At 33.0% G+C, this 16,844-nt stretch carries 11 protein-coding genes; 10 read left to right on the top strand and 1 reads right to left on the bottom strand.

Going from position 1 to position 16,844, the window contains the following annotated elements; translation table 11 throughout:
• Positions 1 to 291 precede the first annotated feature (291 nt).
• The 6 genes from metG to QZU75_RS09145 all read left to right on the top strand — a co-directional run bounded on the left by metG (position 292) and on the right by QZU75_RS09145 (position 6,699).
• Positions 292 to 2,280 (top strand): methionine--tRNA ligase, encoded by a 1,989-nt coding sequence (metG, locus tag QZU75_RS09170; protein ID WP_296883212.1) that lies wholly within the window; start codon positions 292 to 294, stop codon positions 2,278 to 2,280.
• Positions 2,281 to 2,292: 12 nt separating this feature from the next.
• The gene (locus QZU75_RS09165) at positions 2,293 to 3,870 is read left to right on the top strand and encodes a DUF530 domain-containing protein (protein WP_296883211.1); all 1,578 of its coding nucleotides are present in this window, start codon (positions 2,293 to 2,295) and stop codon (positions 3,868 to 3,870) included.
• Positions 3,871 to 3,877: 7 nt separating this feature from the next.
• Positions 3,878 to 4,342, top strand: a complete 465-nt coding sequence (locus QZU75_RS09160) for a hypothetical protein (protein WP_296883209.1) — start codon at positions 3,878 to 3,880, stop codon at positions 4,340 to 4,342.
• A 36-nt stretch (positions 4,343 to 4,378) separates the two neighbouring features.
• Positions 4,379 to 5,392 carry a glycosyltransferase 4 family protein gene (locus tag QZU75_RS09155; RefSeq protein ID WP_296883208.1) on the top strand — a complete coding sequence of 338 codons (1,014 nt, stop codon included), beginning with the start codon at positions 4,379 to 4,381 and terminating at the stop codon, positions 5,390 to 5,392.
• Positions 5,393 to 5,400: 8 nt separating this feature from the next.
• Entirely contained in the window at positions 5,401 to 6,069 is a 669-nt protein-coding gene (locus tag QZU75_RS09150) for a 2,5-diamino-6-(ribosylamino)-4(3H)-pyrimidinone 5'-phosphate reductase (RefSeq protein ID WP_296883207.1), read from the top strand.
• A 123-nt stretch (positions 6,070 to 6,192) separates the two neighbouring features.
• Positions 6,193 to 6,699 (top strand): hypothetical protein, encoded by a 507-nt coding sequence (locus QZU75_RS09145; protein ID WP_296883205.1) that lies wholly within the window; start codon positions 6,193 to 6,195, stop codon positions 6,697 to 6,699.
• Positions 6,700 to 6,833: 134 nt separating this feature from the next.
• Here the strand turns inward: QZU75_RS09145 and QZU75_RS09140 are convergent, their stop codons facing one another.
• On the bottom strand, positions 6,834 to 7,499 hold the full coding sequence (locus tag QZU75_RS09140) for a histidinol phosphate phosphatase domain-containing protein (RefSeq protein WP_296883203.1): 666 nt from the start codon (positions 7,497 to 7,499) through the stop codon (positions 6,834 to 6,836).
• 86 nt (positions 7,500 to 7,585) lie between these two features.
• Here QZU75_RS09140 and QZU75_RS09135 point away from each other — a divergent pair, with 86 nt between their 5' ends.
• The 4 genes from QZU75_RS09135 to QZU75_RS09120 all read left to right on the top strand — a co-directional run.
• Entirely contained in the window at positions 7,586 to 8,809 is a 1,224-nt protein-coding gene (locus tag QZU75_RS09135) for an FprA family A-type flavoprotein (RefSeq protein ID WP_296883201.1), read from the top strand.
• Between the two features lie 31 nt (positions 8,810 to 8,840).
• Positions 8,841 to 9,347, top strand: a complete 507-nt coding sequence (locus QZU75_RS09130) for a flavodoxin (protein ID WP_296883200.1) — start codon at positions 8,841 to 8,843, stop codon at positions 9,345 to 9,347.
• Positions 9,348 to 10,116: 769 nt separating this feature from the next.
• Positions 10,117 to 15,861 carry a Cna B-type domain-containing protein gene (locus QZU75_RS09125; RefSeq protein ID WP_296883198.1) on the top strand — a complete coding sequence of 1,915 codons (5,745 nt, stop codon included), beginning with the start codon at positions 10,117 to 10,119 and terminating at the stop codon, positions 15,859 to 15,861.
• The coding region (locus tag QZU75_RS09120) for a Cna B-type domain-containing protein (protein ID WP_296883196.1) at positions 15,827 to 16,844 on the top strand (1,018 nt) is incomplete at its 3' end. The genes QZU75_RS09125 and QZU75_RS09120, both read left to right, overlap by 35 nt.

Here is a 16,844-nt window from a genome sequence, read left to right as displayed (position 1 = left end):
TCATTTTAAAAATCAATATTGATTTTTGTTTGAAAAATTTAGGTTTTACCCGTCTGTTCATGACCTGTTATTATTTTCAGGTCTTTATCGGATAAGCATTAATCGATGGGTATGAGTAAAATAATTATATGAAGTAAGCTCTTTTGATTTTTCTGCCAAATCTTTTAAGGCCATAATATTTTTTCAGTTATTTTCAAATAATTTAATTATAACACTGTTAAAAAATAATACTTTATTATATATAAATTACATAATTATATCATGTTTAAAATAAATAAGGGGATTAGATAAATGTCAAAGATTTTTATTTCATGTGCACTTCCTTATGCAAATGGACCATGTCACTTGGGCCACATCCGTTCAACCTATTTGCCTGCGGATATTTACGCAAGGTACAATAGAATGATAGGAAACGATGTTTTGATGGTTTGCGCTACTGATGAACATGGAACTCCAATTGCAGTAAAGGCAGATAAAGAAAACAAAAAACCGATTGAAATTTCTAAAAGATATCATGATATGATTGTTCGTGACGTGGAGTCAATGAACATATCACTGGACAATTTTACAAGAACCACAGACAAGAAGCATTATGAAATTGCTCAAAACTTCTTTAAGGATTTATATGATAAGGATTTAATCTACAGGGAAGATATTCAGCAGCTTTACTGTCCGAACTGTAACAAATTCCTTCCTGACAGATATGTTGAAGGATTATGTCCGGTCTGCGGGTCTGAAGCAAGAGGAGACCACTGTGAAAAATGTGGAAAAGCATTAAACCCGACAGAACTTGATGAACCGCACTGCATTACCTGCGGAACAACTCCTGTCATCAAGGACACATTCCAATATGCATTCAAGCTTTCTGATTTTGAAGATGACCTTAAGGAATACATCAAAAACAACGAAAACCTTCCTGCAAACGTCAAAAACTATGCAACCAACTGGCTGGAAGACGGTCTGACCGACTGGATTTTAACCCGTGATATGGACTGGGGTATTCCTGTACCTCTTGATGACGCCAAAGGCAAGGTATTGTATGTTTGGATTGAAGCATTTCTCGGATATATCTCATCAGCATCACAATGGTCTGAAAAGTCAGGTGAAAAATGGGAGGATTACTGGAACGATTATGTTGTTCACTTCATCGGAAAGGACATCATCTACCACCACTCAATATTCTGGCCGGGACTTCTTGATGCATACGGATGTAAATTGCCTGACATGATTTATGCCGGTGAATTTTTATCTCTTGAAGGAGAAAAAATGTCAACCAGTAAAAACTGGGTTATCTGGATAGCTGATTTCGTAAAAGACTATGAACCTGATTTACTCAGGTATTACCTTACAATAAATGCTCCTTTAAATAAGGATTCAGACTTTTCATGGGATGATTTCCAGAGAAGAAACAACGATGAACTGGCTGATGTAATCGGAAACTTCCTGCACAGAACATTTGTATTCACCAAAAAGCAATTTGACAGTAAAATCCCTGAATACACTAATCCGACAGATGAAGATGAGGAATTCAGACTTGCAATTGAGGCACTGCCTGACAATGCAGGAGAATATATTGCAAACTATGAGTTCAGAGAAGCACTGCTTGAAATATTTAAGGTAGCTAAAAAAGGAAATAAATATTTCAATGATGCAGAACCATGGAAAGCAGTTAAAGAAGACAAAACCAAAGCTGCAAACTGTCTGTACTTATCCAATCAGCTGGCAAAGACCTTGGCCTACATGTTAAAACCTTTCCTTCCGACAAAAGCTGATAAAATCGCTGAGATTATGAATCTTGGAAGTTTAGACAACTGGGAGGATGCAAAAGCGGAATTGCCGACAGGCCATGAAATCAACAAGGCAAAACCGTTATTCAAGAAAATTGAAGATAAAGAAATTGAAGCTCAAAAAGCAAAATTAAAAGAAAACTTAAATGAAAATGAGGATGATAATATGAGTGATTTAGTAACAATAGATCAGTTTGATGAATTTGTAATCAAAATAGGTGAAGTAAAAGAAGCAGAAAAGATTGAAAAATCAGATAAACTTTTGAAACTTCAGGTTGACCTCGGTGAAGAAAAACCTAGACAAATCGTTGCAGGACTTGCAAAATTCTACGATGCAGACGATTTGGTTGGAAGAAAAGTATGTGTAGTTTCCAACCTCAAACCTGCAAAACTCTTCGGAACATTATCTGAAGGAATGATTTTAGCAACCGGAGCATCAGGAGCATTGCTCAGTCCTGATGAAAATGCTGAAGTCGGCGAAAGAATTCAATAGAATCTGATTTAAATGGAAGAGTCTGTCCTGGTAAATAAAGCCGAGAACTATCTAAAAGAAATATCAAATGATTCAATTAGTCTGGAAAAGATTGATGATTTTGATAATTTCAAAAATCTTTACTTTAAACTAGTTGACAGACTAGACTATTTGCAGAGCCTTAAAGACGATATGGATGCTCAAGGATACACAACACCCTTTACATCCCTCAGCAGATATGGAAACAAATCAGTATCTGAAGTGTCCCTTGAAGAGGTTGGTGAAAATTCAAGACATAATCAGATATTCAGAATGAAAGCCAACTCCAAGAAAAACATACTGGATAGGGTAAAGTCAGCTATTGATTCACATAAAATTGCAATAGGCAATCTTGAGCAATTCGGATACGTTAAATGTAATTCCTGTTATAAAAAGTATTCCATGGAGGAATATATGCAAAAAGAGGCAAAATGCAGCTGCGGGTCTCAGGGATTTACATTTAAAATTAACAGGGAAGCCACATTCAGGCTAGAAATAATTCCCTATCTTCCTCTATCCGGAAATTACATGGTGCTTATGAGTCAATTTTCCAATTATGGAAGGGAATCATTCAAGCAGGTTCTCAATATTTTAAAGCAGGAACGTAAAGGTGTTGTAAAAACAATATCTCTTGTTATCAGATTCAGGGATAAGAACAATCGTCTGATTAGAAAGAATGTTTCTCTTGGATCTGAATATGTAAATAACTATGAAGAGGAAGTCAGACGCATCTACGGACGAAATGTCAGAATTGAAACTTTAAGGTTCCACAGAACCAAACCCGCCATCATCGACGACAAACATGCAAGAACAGCCCTTGCAATAGCATATGTCAAATATGGTGAAGAAATTATTGAAAACGTTAAGGATGACATACTTAAAAGAAGGCTGACTGATTTTAAAAGACTCAACAAATATTATGAAATCCTTTCCGAATATGAAAATCAGACTCCCGATTATATTGACAAGTTCGATTTGAATGCAATTGAGCAATGGAGAGAATCCCAAATCCAAAAGGAACTAATCAAACTGAATTATGCAGACCGTTTCGGCAATCTGAAAAGGTCATTCAACAGGGATTTGAAAATCAGGGAATCAATTTATGTAAATACCTTTAAAAATATCGCTTCAGCACTGATATTATGGGACATGTTCAGATATTACATGACCACATCCAACAATTCCCGTAAAATCATCGCAGGACCATTTCCATATATCCGGGTTGAACTTGACCGTGAACAGAGAAAGGTATTCCAGAATTCCTATCCTAAAGTTATAGAAATCCTGAGAAATTTTGCAGACATCAAAATTATCTCAGTTCCCGAAAAGGACCTGCTTTTATATGAAAAATTCAAGTTTGAAAAACAGTCCAGAAACTCAAACATAAAATTCAATCAGGTTGCACTGGGAGCAGCCCTCATAAGTGAAAACTCAGAAATTAGCATAGAAGAAATAAGCAACGCTTTCAACATTAACGAATCCAGAATCAAAAAAGAAATAAAGCACATTGACCAAATCAGAAATCCGAAAAGCGACAAGTCCAAAAAATTCCTGGACTTAATTAAGAAATAGTGATAATATGAGTGATGAAACAACAACTATCCATATTACAAAGGCTTTATCATCATCCATGATTGTGGATTTAATTGAGGAATATCCTAACCTCTCAGAGATTACATGCTCTCCAAGCGTTTATGATAGAACCTCAAAGACATATGTCGATGCACTTTCACAGCTGGATATTGAAGTTATTAAAAAATATAACTGGGGAGCAAAATCACAAAGCAACGGTGCGGAATTTGAGGTTTTAAAATTGTCCGATGAAGGATTAAAACCAAAAGAAATTGCAGATAAATTAAACATTACTTTAAATAGAGTCTATTACCTTTTAAGAAAAAGCAAAGCCAGTTTTGATAACAGAAAACGAAAATACAACCACGCCGAAATTAAAAATCTCAAAGACGAGGGAATGTCTGCCAGAGATATTTCAGAAAAATTGGATATTCCTTTAAGAAGTGTCTATTATATTCTAAATAAAAAATAATTACTTATTTTAATAAGGAATGTTAAATAATTAATCATGATGATTTTACCACAACTTCCATTGTATGCGATAGCTATAATCTGTGGTTTGATTTCTTTTTTTGCAACCCGATTATTCATGCCGAAAATTATTAGAAAACTTGAAGAAGCAGACATTGTAGGAAAAGACATTCACAAATCCTGGAAACCTGTTGTAGCTGAAATGGGCGGATTCGGAATTATATTCGGATTTGTAATAGGAATGTTTTCAGGTATCTATATGCACGACATTATTGCATTCCAGCTTGTAACAGTTCTTGTTGTAATACTGCTTGTAGGAATGATCGGCATTATTGATGATTTGCTTGCACTTTCATCAAAATCAAAATTCTTTTTGCTTTTCATTGCAGGCCTTCCTTTGATGTGGGTTGCACCGCCAAACGTAGGTCTTTTTTATCTGATCGTCATTCCAATAGCATTGTCCATCGGATCCAACCTGACAAACATGCTTGCAGGTTTAAATGGAATCGAATCAGGACTGGGTGTTATTTCAATGACCTCACTGACAATAGCATGTATCATCTTAGGAAAATATGATGTAACAATCATTTCTATGAGTATGCTTGGGGCATTGCTTGCATTTCTATACTTTAACAGATATCCTGCTAAAATTTTCCCGGGAGACACCGGAACACTTATTATCGGTGCGGCTATTGTATGTATCGCATTTATCGGAAGGGTAAAACTGATTGCACTTATTGTGCTCATGCCAAATATTATTGACGCCGCTTTGAAATTCTACTCCGCAGGTGTCATGAACCGTTCCCAGCAAAAACCGACACAATTAAACGAAGATGGAAAACTGGTAAGACCTGATGCAGGTTTTAAATCATTAATCAGACTGATTTTAAGAAAACCTATTGCAGAAAAGGATGCTGTAAAAATCATTTGGGCAATAGGCATAGCATTTGGAATATTAGGTATTGCCGTGGCATTGATAATGCCTGGAATGCTTGAAAGTAAGACATTGATGAACTTCCTGCAAATCAAGGAAATGTTCTATCATGTATAGGTGATTAAATGAGACCATATGTAATATTGAATGCTGCAATGACACTGGACGGTAAAATTGCAACCCAAACCGGAAGCTCCAACATTTCCGGTGAAGAAGACCTTAAAAGGGTTCATGAAATAAGAAAGCAGTGTGACGGGATAATGGTTGGAATCGGAACTGTTTTGGCAGATGACCCTCGACTGACAGTTCATAAAATTGACGCAAATCCTGAAGATAATCCTGTAAGAGTTGTTGTTGACAGTAAATGCAGAACCCCAATTGATGCAAGAATAACTAATGATGATGCAAAAACAATAATTGCATGCGCCAATGAATTTAAGGATGATTTCATCAAATCAGAAAAATATGAAGTCTTTAAAAAACGTGGAGTGAAGTTTTTTTGGAGCGGTGACGAAAGAGTGGATTTGACATCACTTATGAGCTATCTTCATGAGGAAGGAATTGAAAAGCTAATGCTTGAAGGAGGATCAACTTTAAACTTCTCAATGATTAAAGCAGGTCTTATTGATGAGATAAGCATTTGTGTAGCTCCTATGGTTGTAGGGGGATCAAATGCAAAGACTTTCTTTGATGGTGAAGGCTTTGATTTGATGGATGAAGCCGTCAGATTGGAGTTAATAGATTCTTATACTCTGGGTAAAGACTTAATTTTAAAATATAATGTTTTAAAGTAATTATTTTTAGTTTTAGACAAAAAGTTGTCTGATTATGTAAAATTGTAGTCATTTATCTAGAAAAATATATAAATAAAGCCGGATATAGTGGTAATTAACTAAAAACCATTGTTCGGTGAAAAAATGTATGCTGATATGCTTAATGATAAAACAGATTTTGATAATTTAAAGGATATCTATAAAAAAATTCATGAAATTTTTTCTAATGTCAAATCACAGGATGATATTTCAATTGAAGAGTTGGTTGATTTATATTCTCATGATGATGCTTTTTTAAATGATTTATCATACATTATGGATTCACTTTCAGAAATTGCTTATATGCTGGCTCCAATTGAAAGTTTAGAAAATGAATTTTATAATTTTTTAACTATAAAACGAATGATAGATTATCTATTAAATGATATCAAATTATTCCTAATTCATTTGAGGTTTATAGAGAAATTGTTATTTAATTTTTTTAATTTGATTCATCAAAAATTACTAAAAAATGATGAGTATGAAAATGAATATGTATCTTTTTTAACTTTTTTGAATAATCAAAAAGATTTTTTTTATACAAAAGTGTATATCTATTCTGGAGAATTTGAAGATACGATTATTGAAATTAATAATATATTATGGGGATAATATGAACTCGTTTTTAGATTCAAATGTAATAATCGGATATATTTTTTTGTTTAGATAGTTGCTTTGATATATCCAATGAATTCATTTTTAAAAATATTTTCAAATGGTGATGAGTTATAGTTGCTTTTGAGATTTTATAAAATTCCTTTGCTTTTTAAAAGTTCACGAGGATTGTCTACAAGTGCTTTCATTGCTTCATCATGACTTAATCCTGCACCCAAAGCTATTTCATATGACTTTTCAAATGTGATTAAGTTATCAGGTGAATGGGTATCTGTATCAACGAGCAGTTTGTTTCCAACTTCACGGGCAATATTTGCTACATGCCCGTTTCCAAGACAATGTCCTTTACGTGCTGAAATTTCAAGATAAATGTCATTTTCAAGTGCAATTTCTGCTTCCTCTTTAGTAATTAAACCGGGATGGCCTAAAATATCAACATGTTTTGATTCAACAGCTGCTCTGTTTGTTCCGGGAGTTACAGGCTCATTTAATGTTTCACCATGCACGACAACGATTTTGGCTCCTAACTGTTTTGCCCTTTTTGCTATTCCGTCAATGGACTCGCATGGTGCATGGGTAACTTCTGCACCTAAAACGACGGTAATGTCCCAGTTTGCATTAATATCATCAATCGCATCCTGAATTGCCGGAATTGTTTCTACGTTTGACCAGTCGACATGGTCGGTTATTGCTATAACTTCATGATTTAATTTCAATGCTCTTCTTGCAAGTTCTGATGGCAATAATTCACCGTCACTAAATAAACTGTGCATATGTAAATCGATTCTTTTATTCAAAATAATAACTCCTTCTTATAAATATAATATTATATATAGTACATTTAATATAAATCTATATAACCTAAATTATTGAGGTAATAGATATGAAAGCAAAAGCTGTAAAAATAGCAGATGGTGTTTACTGGGTTGGTGTAATTCACTGGAACAGTAGAACTTTCCACGGTTATGGAATTCCAGGAACCACCTACAACGCATATTTAGTATTTGGTGAAGAAAAAACTGTATTGATTGACAATACATACACAGGCTTGCAAAATCAATTAGATGCGAGAATTGAAGATGCATTTGCACAAGAAGGAAAAGACGTTAAAATCGACGTATTTGTACAAAACCACTCTGAAATGGATCATTCAACCTATTTAAGAGACACTATTGACAAATATAATCCGGATGCAGAAATATATGCATCTCAAAACTGTATTAACTTTTTGGAAGCACAATACCATAACTTCTCTGATTTGGAAATCACTGCTGTAGCTACAGGTGATGAAATTGACATCGGTGGCAGAACATTGAAATTCATCTCAGCACCAATGCTTCACTGGCCTGACAGCATGTTCACATTTTTGGCTGAAGAAGGAATTCTCTTCTCAAACGACGCATTCGGACAGCACGTGTGCCACTCCAAAAGATTTGACGAAGACTACTCTGTTGACTACCTTCTTAAGGAAGCACAAAAATACTATGCAAATCTTGTAACTCTCGGTTCTCCAATGCTTAGAATGAAATTGCAGGAATTAACCGATACTGGTTTAATCAATGAAATCAAAATGATTGCACCATGTCACGGTCAAATCTGGAAAAACCCTGCTCCAATTGTAGAAAAATACACTGAATGGGGATCTGGTGTATGTAAAGACAAAATCACAGTTATTTATGATACTATGCACCACTCAACCGAAAAGCTCGCATACCAAATCGCTGAAGGTATAATGAGTGAAGGAGTTGAAGTTGAAATGTATTTCATGCAGGAAGACGGTCCTGACGATGTAATTACAGACATTTTAGACTCCAAAGCTATTGCACTTGGTGCTCCTACAATGATGAACAAGCCTTTCCCAAGAATTGGAAACATGATGTACTGGCTTGACTGCGTTAACTTCAAAGGAACAGGCAGTGAGAAAAACGCTTTAATCTTTTCATCCAAAGGATGGGGTGGAGGAGCTGTAGCTAAACTCCAAAGAGATTTAGAGGAAGCAGGTTTCACTGTAACCGATACTTTGGATGTATTGTTTGTACCTGATGAAGATGTTTTAGCAGAAGCTTTTGAAAAAGGTGCAGAATTGGCTCGTTCCATTAAAGAATAATTAATTTTATTCTTTATTTTTTTTTGATATTATGTCCAGTTTAGTTATTTATTTTTCAAGAAACGGTGAAAACTACTTCGGCGGTGAACTTAAAAACATCGAAAAGGGAAACACCGAAGTAATCGCTGAATATATTCATGAACTTGATGGTGCTGATTTGTTTAAAGTCGAACCTGCTGAAGAATATCCTGCCGATTACATGAAATGCATTGATGTTGCCAAAAAGGAACAGCAGTCAGATGCAAGGCCTGAAATCAAAGAAACTTTGGAAAGTATTGACGGCTACGATACTATTTACATAGGTTTTCCAAACTGGTGGGGAACCCTTCCGATGCCGATGTTTACACAGCTGGAAAAGCTTGATTTTGCCGGAAAAATTGTTAAACCTTTTGTTACTCATGAAGGATCAGGTTTTGGTTCATCACTAAAAGATTTAAAGAAATTATGTGAGGGTGCTGAAATCAAAAGGGGCTTGTCAATTCAGGGTGCAGATGTCTATGATGCAAAAGGCATTGTAAATGCATGGATTGAGGAGTAATTTTATTTTCTTTTTTGACTTTTTTTATTATTTTTTTTGCATGTTCAGAATTTGTATATTATTTTTTACGGATATTAATTAAATTTTATTCCATATTTATTATATAAATTTGTATTTTTTCATTAAAATAAGATTTTTTTTCCATGAATATATTACTATTTATCATTTTTTTATAATTATTTTTTAAAAAAGAAGTGATTTTTTTAATAACTGTGTTTTGTGTATATTTTTTAAATGTTGGAATATTATTATAAAAAATATTTAATATTTCTCTTAAAAAATTAAGAATTTTTTTTAAATATGTTTAAATAGTATTAAAAAAAGATATAATATTGCAATATTAATTTCAATATTTTTATATTGCACAAACATTGAAAAGGTATAGTTTAATTAATGATTAGACTATGCTTAATGATTAATTAAATTTTTTTAATTTATTAATCATTAAAAATAATATATTTTAAAATTTATTGAGTTAGATCAAATCTAAATAATAAGATAATCAAATGTTAATGTTTAATTTAACTGTATGGTTGGTATTATTCGGCTTAGTACTTTTATGATGAGAATAATTGGTTAATCGGTTATAACTTGTCTTTCTTGTACGATAATAGTTGATTTTATTAGATTAGAAGGTTTAATTAACTTTAAATAAATTGAATTTATATTATTTGAGTAGTTTATGTGTTGATTTGACTCTCTTTTGAGGAAAACAATGAAATTTAAACTAGAAAGTATTTTATTAATAGTTTTTCTATTATTAATGGTAATGAATGCAGTTTCAGCTGGAGATAACTCTGTGGTTGGAACGGAAGATGGAAAATTGATGTTGGATAGCGATAGCGCTGTTTTAGCAGAAAATGCTAATGACATCAATGTAAAATTAAGTGCAACTAATTCTCAAAACACTCTTCAATCAGGTGATGTTGGAAACTATACGGAACTGCAGAGTTTGATTGATTCAAATTATGGCGGTATTCTTAGTCTTGATAAAAATTATGCGTATTCTGACTTGGATGCTATAAAAAACATAACAGTTCTTCAGTCTATTACTATTGTTGGTAATGGTCACACAATAAGCGGTGAAAATCAGGCAATGGTATTCCATATTTTAAACACCACCAAACATGTTACTTTGCAAAATATTACTTTTGTAAATTGTAATGAAAATTCAAGTGTTCTTATTGAAGGTAATTTCTGTACAGTTGACAATTGTACATTCAAAAACAATACTATGTCAACTGAGGGTCCGCTCTCAATTACAGGTATGGGTAATAAAGTAATTAATTCAAAATTTATCGATAATCAAGCATACTATGGTGGTGCTCTTTTATTAGGTGGTTATTACAATAATATTATAAACTGTACTTTTGAGAAAAATGACGGTAGAAATTATTTAGGTGGTGCTGTTTATGTGGAAGGTGGACGTAATTCAATTTACAATTCCACTTTTAAAAATAACAAAAATGGACAAAGGGGAGGATCTGTTTATGTAACAGGAACTCAAAATTTAGTTCAGAATTGTACTTTTGAAAGCAATCAAGCATCATCTTATGGTGGTGCTGTTTATTTAAAGGGTAATAATAACTTGGTTAATGATTCTACTTTTAATGATAATTATGCATCTCAAGGTAGTGCTGTTTATTTAAATGGTAATAATAACTTGGTTAATGATTCTACTTTTGAAAGTAATGAAGGAGATTATGGTACTGTTTTTTTAGGCGGTCATGATAACTTGATTAATGGTTCTACTTTTGAAAATAATCATGCTGAGTATTATGGTGGTGCTGTTTATTTAGTTGGTTATGATAACTTGGTTAATGATTCCACTTTTAAAAATAATGACGTTTACTATTATGGTGGTGCTGTTTATTTAGCTGGTTATGATAACTTGGTTAATGCTTCTACTTTTGAAAGTAATGACGGATATTTTGGTGGTGCTGTTTATTTAGCTGGTTATGATAACTTGGTTAATGATTCCACTTTTGAAAATAACCATGCTGATGTTGGTGCCGGTGCTATTTATATGGCAGGTCATGATAACACTCTTAATAATTCAGTAATTAATCATAACATTGCAGATTCATTTGCAGGTGCAATTTGTATTTCTGGTAGTAATATCACTATAGATGAATCTAAATTCAATGAAAATTCAATTAATAGTTCTGGAGGTAATGGTGCTGCTGTTTATGTTGATGGTAACAATGTAGAAATATTAAACTCAGAATTCAATAAACATAACGCTGATCAAGGTGGTGCGATTTATTGGATTGGGGCTAATGGAACAATTAGCGGTTCAAAATTTAATGAAAACACTGCCCGAACTGGTGGAGCAATAGTATGGGAGGGAATAAATGGAACAATTGAAGGTTCTGAATTCAAGGATAATAATGCAAGAGTTAGTGCTGGTGCAATAGAGGTGCGTAATAATTTATTAATTAATAATTCAGAATTTAATAAAAATTATGCTGATGGATTTGCAGGTGCAATATATCTACAAAGGGATAATGCAGTTGTAAACAATTCGGAATTTAATAAAAATTATGCTGATAGAGCAGGTGCTATCGAAATTCTTGGAACAAACAATACTATTGATTGTTCTAACTTTACTGAAAATAAGGCTATAGGAGACTCTTCAAGTTCAAACTTATACTCTGGTAGAGGTGGTGCAATCTTCATAGCGGAAAATTCAGAACATGCTAATCAGGATCTTAACAACACTATTCGTGGCTCAATATTCAAGCACAATGAAGCTAATTTGATTGCTGGTGCTGTTTATGTAGAATCAAAAGGAAATATTATAAATCGAAGTGAATTTTATTATAACACTGCTAGCAATAATGGTGGTGCTGTTCAATTGAATGGAGAAAACAATACCATAGATAACTCACGCTTTGAACATAATAATGCATCTTATGGTGGTGCTCTTTATATCTATCATGGCAATTCACTAGTAAACAATACCAATATGTCTTATAACAATGCTAGTATGGGTGGTGCTATTTATATTTTCATAGGTGATAATGTAACCGTGGATAATTCTCGTTTCACCCAAAACGGTGCGTTTACCAATGAAGAAAACCTCAAATTGCCTATTGATGTTAGACCTAAGATTAATGCTGGAGCTATCTTCTGGCAAGGTAAAAATGGTGTTATTGACCACTCTGTGTTTGATAGCAATATTGTAAAAACTAAAGGTCAACAGTATGCTCAAGGAGGAGCTGTTTACTGGGTTGGAAATAACGCAACTATAAATAATACTAAATTTATTTCAAATAGTGTATTCAACGAGGGTAACTTCTCTGAAGGAGGAGCATTAAGTATTTCTGATGATTATGCAATTGTAGAAAATTGTATTTTTGAAAGAAATGTTGTTTATGCTAATGGTGGTGCTATTCACTGGATGGGTGACCATGGAGTAATTTATAATTCAACATTCACTGAAAACAATGCATCAAGTGAAGGTGGTGCGATTAACGGTGTTGGAAAAAATCTGTTAATCAACGGTTCAACTTTCATTAGGAATAAGGTACTAGCGTATGTTGGTGGTGCTCTTGCTTTAGATGCATACGGTACTGTTGACAATTCAACATTTATAGAAAACTCCGCATACAAAGGTGGAGCTATCCACTGGATTGATGAAGGAGCATGTTTAGTAAATAATTCATATTTCTACAAAAACCATGCAATGTATGCAGGTGGAGCAATAGCCTGTGATTACTATTATTATCATGCAGATAAATATATTCAGAACACAAGATTTATTAACAACACCTGTCAAAATTACGGTGGTGCTATAGCATCCCTTGATACAGAAATGGATAACTGTACTTTCATAAACAACTCTGCAAACATGGGTGGTGCTATCCATTCATATGATTCAAAAATCAACGCTTCACACTTCTCTTCCAACAGCGCAAAATACGGTAATGATATTTATCATAGTGGTACATTGGATTTAATAGATTTGCATATTCCTGATGAGAATATTGCTTATGTTCCTAGTGATTTAGCAGAAATTATCCGATACAATATCGGTAATTCAACACGTCTGATGAACAATTCATATATTGGAATGTGTTTTGAAAGAAATTCTCTACTGCCAAAATATGGGGCATACGACGAATCATTACAGGGATTAATAAACGTAAAATCTAAAGAAAGTATTGTTGAATACCTGAAACTTTTGGTTTATGTGGCATTTAATTCAATGGAAGAGGTTTACCCTCATGCACAAGATGATTTTACATTATATCCTGAAGGATATGAAGACTATCCTCACTTAATAAAAGATGATAGATCAAATTGGGTTCCAATCAGCCGTACAGATTATTACAGCAGAGCGGTTCACGTATTCTCTGATCATGACTTCAGAAAAAGTAAACATCCATTTGTGCAAGAAATATTGAGGCGTTATGACAATGGGGAGAGAATCAGTCAGGATCAAACAAAAATGGTTAAGGGTACAATGATTAAGTATCATTTTTCAACTTTAATGTCTCCTGCTTCACAGAGTCTATTCCTGTTCCTTATTACTCCAATACCAAAAATAGACAAGACTTATTTAAACACCACAGACTTTATCACAGTAAATGATACTGTAGCATTTAATATTACAGTCAATAACACTGGAGATAAACCTCTTGTAAATATTACAATAAAAGAAATTTATAATTCAACTGAATTGGAATACATCCGTCATTCTGATAATAAAACTTGGATTAAAAATAACGATACATTCACTTTCTATCATGACCCTGATGTAGGTGACATTGTTATATATAATATTTATTTAGAGAATACCTGTGGTAAAAATCTTGAAAATACAGTATTCGGCAATGTTTATGATCCGTCTCAATTGGAGTTTGTTAAATGTGCAAATGCCGATTTGATTAAAAATCCAGATGGTACATTTTTATTCATCGATGAGATTAAGGCTCACAGAAGTAAAACACTTAGTCTTTACTTTAAAATATTAAATAAAGATGTTAATTTGGCTGCTATGATTCCTAAGATTATTAAATATAGTTTTAGTGAAGATAACAATTTATTATCTCAAGAAGGTAATATTAAAATAAACAGAATATATAATGATACATTCAACGACACTAACGGTAATGATTTTGTTGTATATGATATCTGTTTGAATAATACCTGTGACAGTCCTCTTGAAAATATAACATTTAGCAGTATTTATAATCCTGCTGAATTGAAGTTTGTTAACTGTACAAATGTTAATCTAACTGAAAATGCAGATGGAACATTTTTCTATTCAGGAGTGATAAATGCTCATGAAAATGTAACTTCACGTCTTTACTTTAAAGTATTAACTAATGTCGATAAAACTAATAAAACACTTAATGTTGTTAAATATTATCGTATTGACTCTAATTCCATATCTCAAGATGGTAGAATGTCCATTGAAAGAGAATATGTCGGACGTTACTCACCAATAAATGTTGGTGAAAGTTATACTTTCACAATTTGGTTTAAAACATTAACAAACGGTACCTTAGTAAACAAGGTTTCATTAAATGCTCATGCTTTAATGGAAACATTGAATGCAACAAACAAAACTACAGCTTACAAGCCTAACATGACTGTTGAAAAGATTACTTTGAACAAGACTGTTTATCTTGGTAATCAGACTAGTTTCAATATTGTTGTTCGCAATACTGGTGACTGTGATTTAGGCAATGTCACTGTCGTTGAGAAATCATACACTGGATTAGTATTTGATAGTTATGTTAACGGTACAGGTAACTGGAAACGTGTTGGGGATAAATTTGTCCTTGATGGTGTTTTAGCTAAAAACGCTAGTGCTTCTTTCAGAGTTATTTTCAATACAACTGTTAGTGGTAATTTTACCAATGTTGTTGTTGCAAATTCCAATGTAACTGAGAATAAAACTACAGAGAATAAAACTGAAGTTGTACCAATAAGAGTTAATGTCACTAAAGTATGGAATGATAACAATAATCAACATGGTATGAGACCTGAAAATGTAACCATTATTTTATTCGCTGACGGTAAGAAAATTGATGAAATTGTTTTATCTGATAAAAATAATTGGAATCATATTTTCGTCGAATTGCCAATGGTTAAAGATGGTAAAGTGATTAATTATACAGTTAGTGAAATCCCTATTGAAAATTATACAATGAATATCATTAATAAAACTGTAGATGATTTTACTGTTATAATTGCTAACAATACCTATAAATTTGATGTTGAAGTGACTTCTGTTAATGTTACTAAGGTTTGGGTTGATGATGGTAATCGTGATGGTGTAATGCCTGTTAGTGTTGTTGTTAGATTGTTTGATGTTGATGATCCTAATGTTATTATTGGGGAAGTTGTGTTGAATGCGACTAATAATTGGAGAGGTAATTTCAGTGGTTTACCTGTTTATAAAAATGGTGGTGCTTTAATTAAGTACAATGTTACTGAGTTGTCTGTTGCTAATTATAATGTCACATATGCTAATAACACTCCTTATAATTTCTCCTTATAATTTCACTGTTACTAATAGTCATATTCCTGAAGTGACTTCTGTTAATGTTACTAAGGTTTGGGTTGATGATGGTAATCGTGATGGTGTAAGGCCTGTTAGTGTTGTTGTTGAGTTGTATGCTGATGGTAAGTTGAATGCTACTTATACTTTAACAGCTGCAGATGGATGGAAACATACATTTGATAACTTATATGTTTATAATAATACTAAAAAGGTTGAATATACTATTAAAGAAATTTTGAATAATGGTAATTATTCAGTTGTTGTTTCTAATAGTACTCCTTATAATTTCACTGTTAAAAATAGTCATACTCCTTTGAGGACTTCTGTTAATGTTACTAAGGTTTGGGATGATGATAATAATCGTGATGGTGTAAGGCCTGTTAGTGTTGTTGTTAATTTGCTTGCTGATGGTGTTATTTACCAGACTGTTGAATTGAATGAGTCTAATAAGTGGGCTTATTATTTCACTGATCTTTATGTTTATAAAGATGGTAAGAAGATTAAGTATAACTTCAGTGAGGAAGTAGTTGACAAATATACTGTTTCATATGTTAATAACACTGTTGATAACTTTACTATTACTAATACTCATGCTAATACTCATGTTCCTGCTGTGACTGATTTGAATGTTACTAAGGTTTGGGATGATGGTAATGATCAAGATGGTTTAAGGCCTGTTGGTGTTACTGTTGTTTTATCTGATGATGTTGGTGTAGTTGCTGTGTATGTATTGAATGCTTCTAATGGTTGGAAACATACTTTCACTGATTTGCCTGTTTATAGTAATGGTGATTTAATCAATTATACTATTGAGGAAGTTGCTGTTGTTGGTGGTTATGTGTCTGTTGTTTCTAATAGTACTGCTTACAACTGGACTGTATCTAATACTCATGTTCCTGCTGTGACTGATTTGAATGTTACTAAGGTTTGGGATGATGGTAATGATCAAGATGGTTTAAGGCCTGTTGGTGTTACTGTTG

It is taken from the genome of uncultured Methanobrevibacter sp. (genome assembly GCF_902764455.1).
Lineage (GTDB): Archaea > Methanobacteriota > Methanobacteria > Methanobacteriales > Methanobacteriaceae > Methanocatella.
This window is presented reverse-complemented; position numbering and strand designations above follow the sequence as displayed.

What these genes read in the sequence shown, in the direction of transcription:
- metG (WP_296883212.1), top strand. Translation starts at nt 292, where the DNA reads ATGTCAAAGATTTTTATTTCATGTGCACTTCCTTATGCAAATGGACCA.
- QZU75_RS09165 (WP_296883211.1), top strand. Translation starts at nt 2,293, where the DNA reads ATGGAAGAGTCTGTCCTGGTAAATAAAGCCGAGAACTATCTAAAAGAA.
- QZU75_RS09160 (WP_296883209.1), top strand. Translation starts at nt 3,878, where the DNA reads ATGAGTGATGAAACAACAACTATCCATATTACAAAGGCTTTATCATCA.
- QZU75_RS09155 (WP_296883208.1), top strand. Translation starts at nt 4,379, where the DNA reads ATGATGATTTTACCACAACTTCCATTGTATGCGATAGCTATAATCTGT.
- QZU75_RS09150 (WP_296883207.1), top strand. Translation starts at nt 5,401, where the DNA reads ATGAGACCATATGTAATATTGAATGCTGCAATGACACTGGACGGTAAA.
- QZU75_RS09145 (WP_296883205.1), top strand. Translation starts at nt 6,193, where the DNA reads ATGTATGCTGATATGCTTAATGATAAAACAGATTTTGATAATTTAAAG.
- QZU75_RS09135 (WP_296883201.1), top strand. Translation starts at nt 7,586, where the DNA reads ATGAAAGCAAAAGCTGTAAAAATAGCAGATGGTGTTTACTGGGTTGGT.
- QZU75_RS09130 (WP_296883200.1), top strand. Translation starts at nt 8,841, where the DNA reads ATGTCCAGTTTAGTTATTTATTTTTCAAGAAACGGTGAAAACTACTTC.
- QZU75_RS09125 (WP_296883198.1), top strand. Translation starts at nt 10,117, where the DNA reads ATGAATGCAGTTTCAGCTGGAGATAACTCTGTGGTTGGAACGGAAGAT.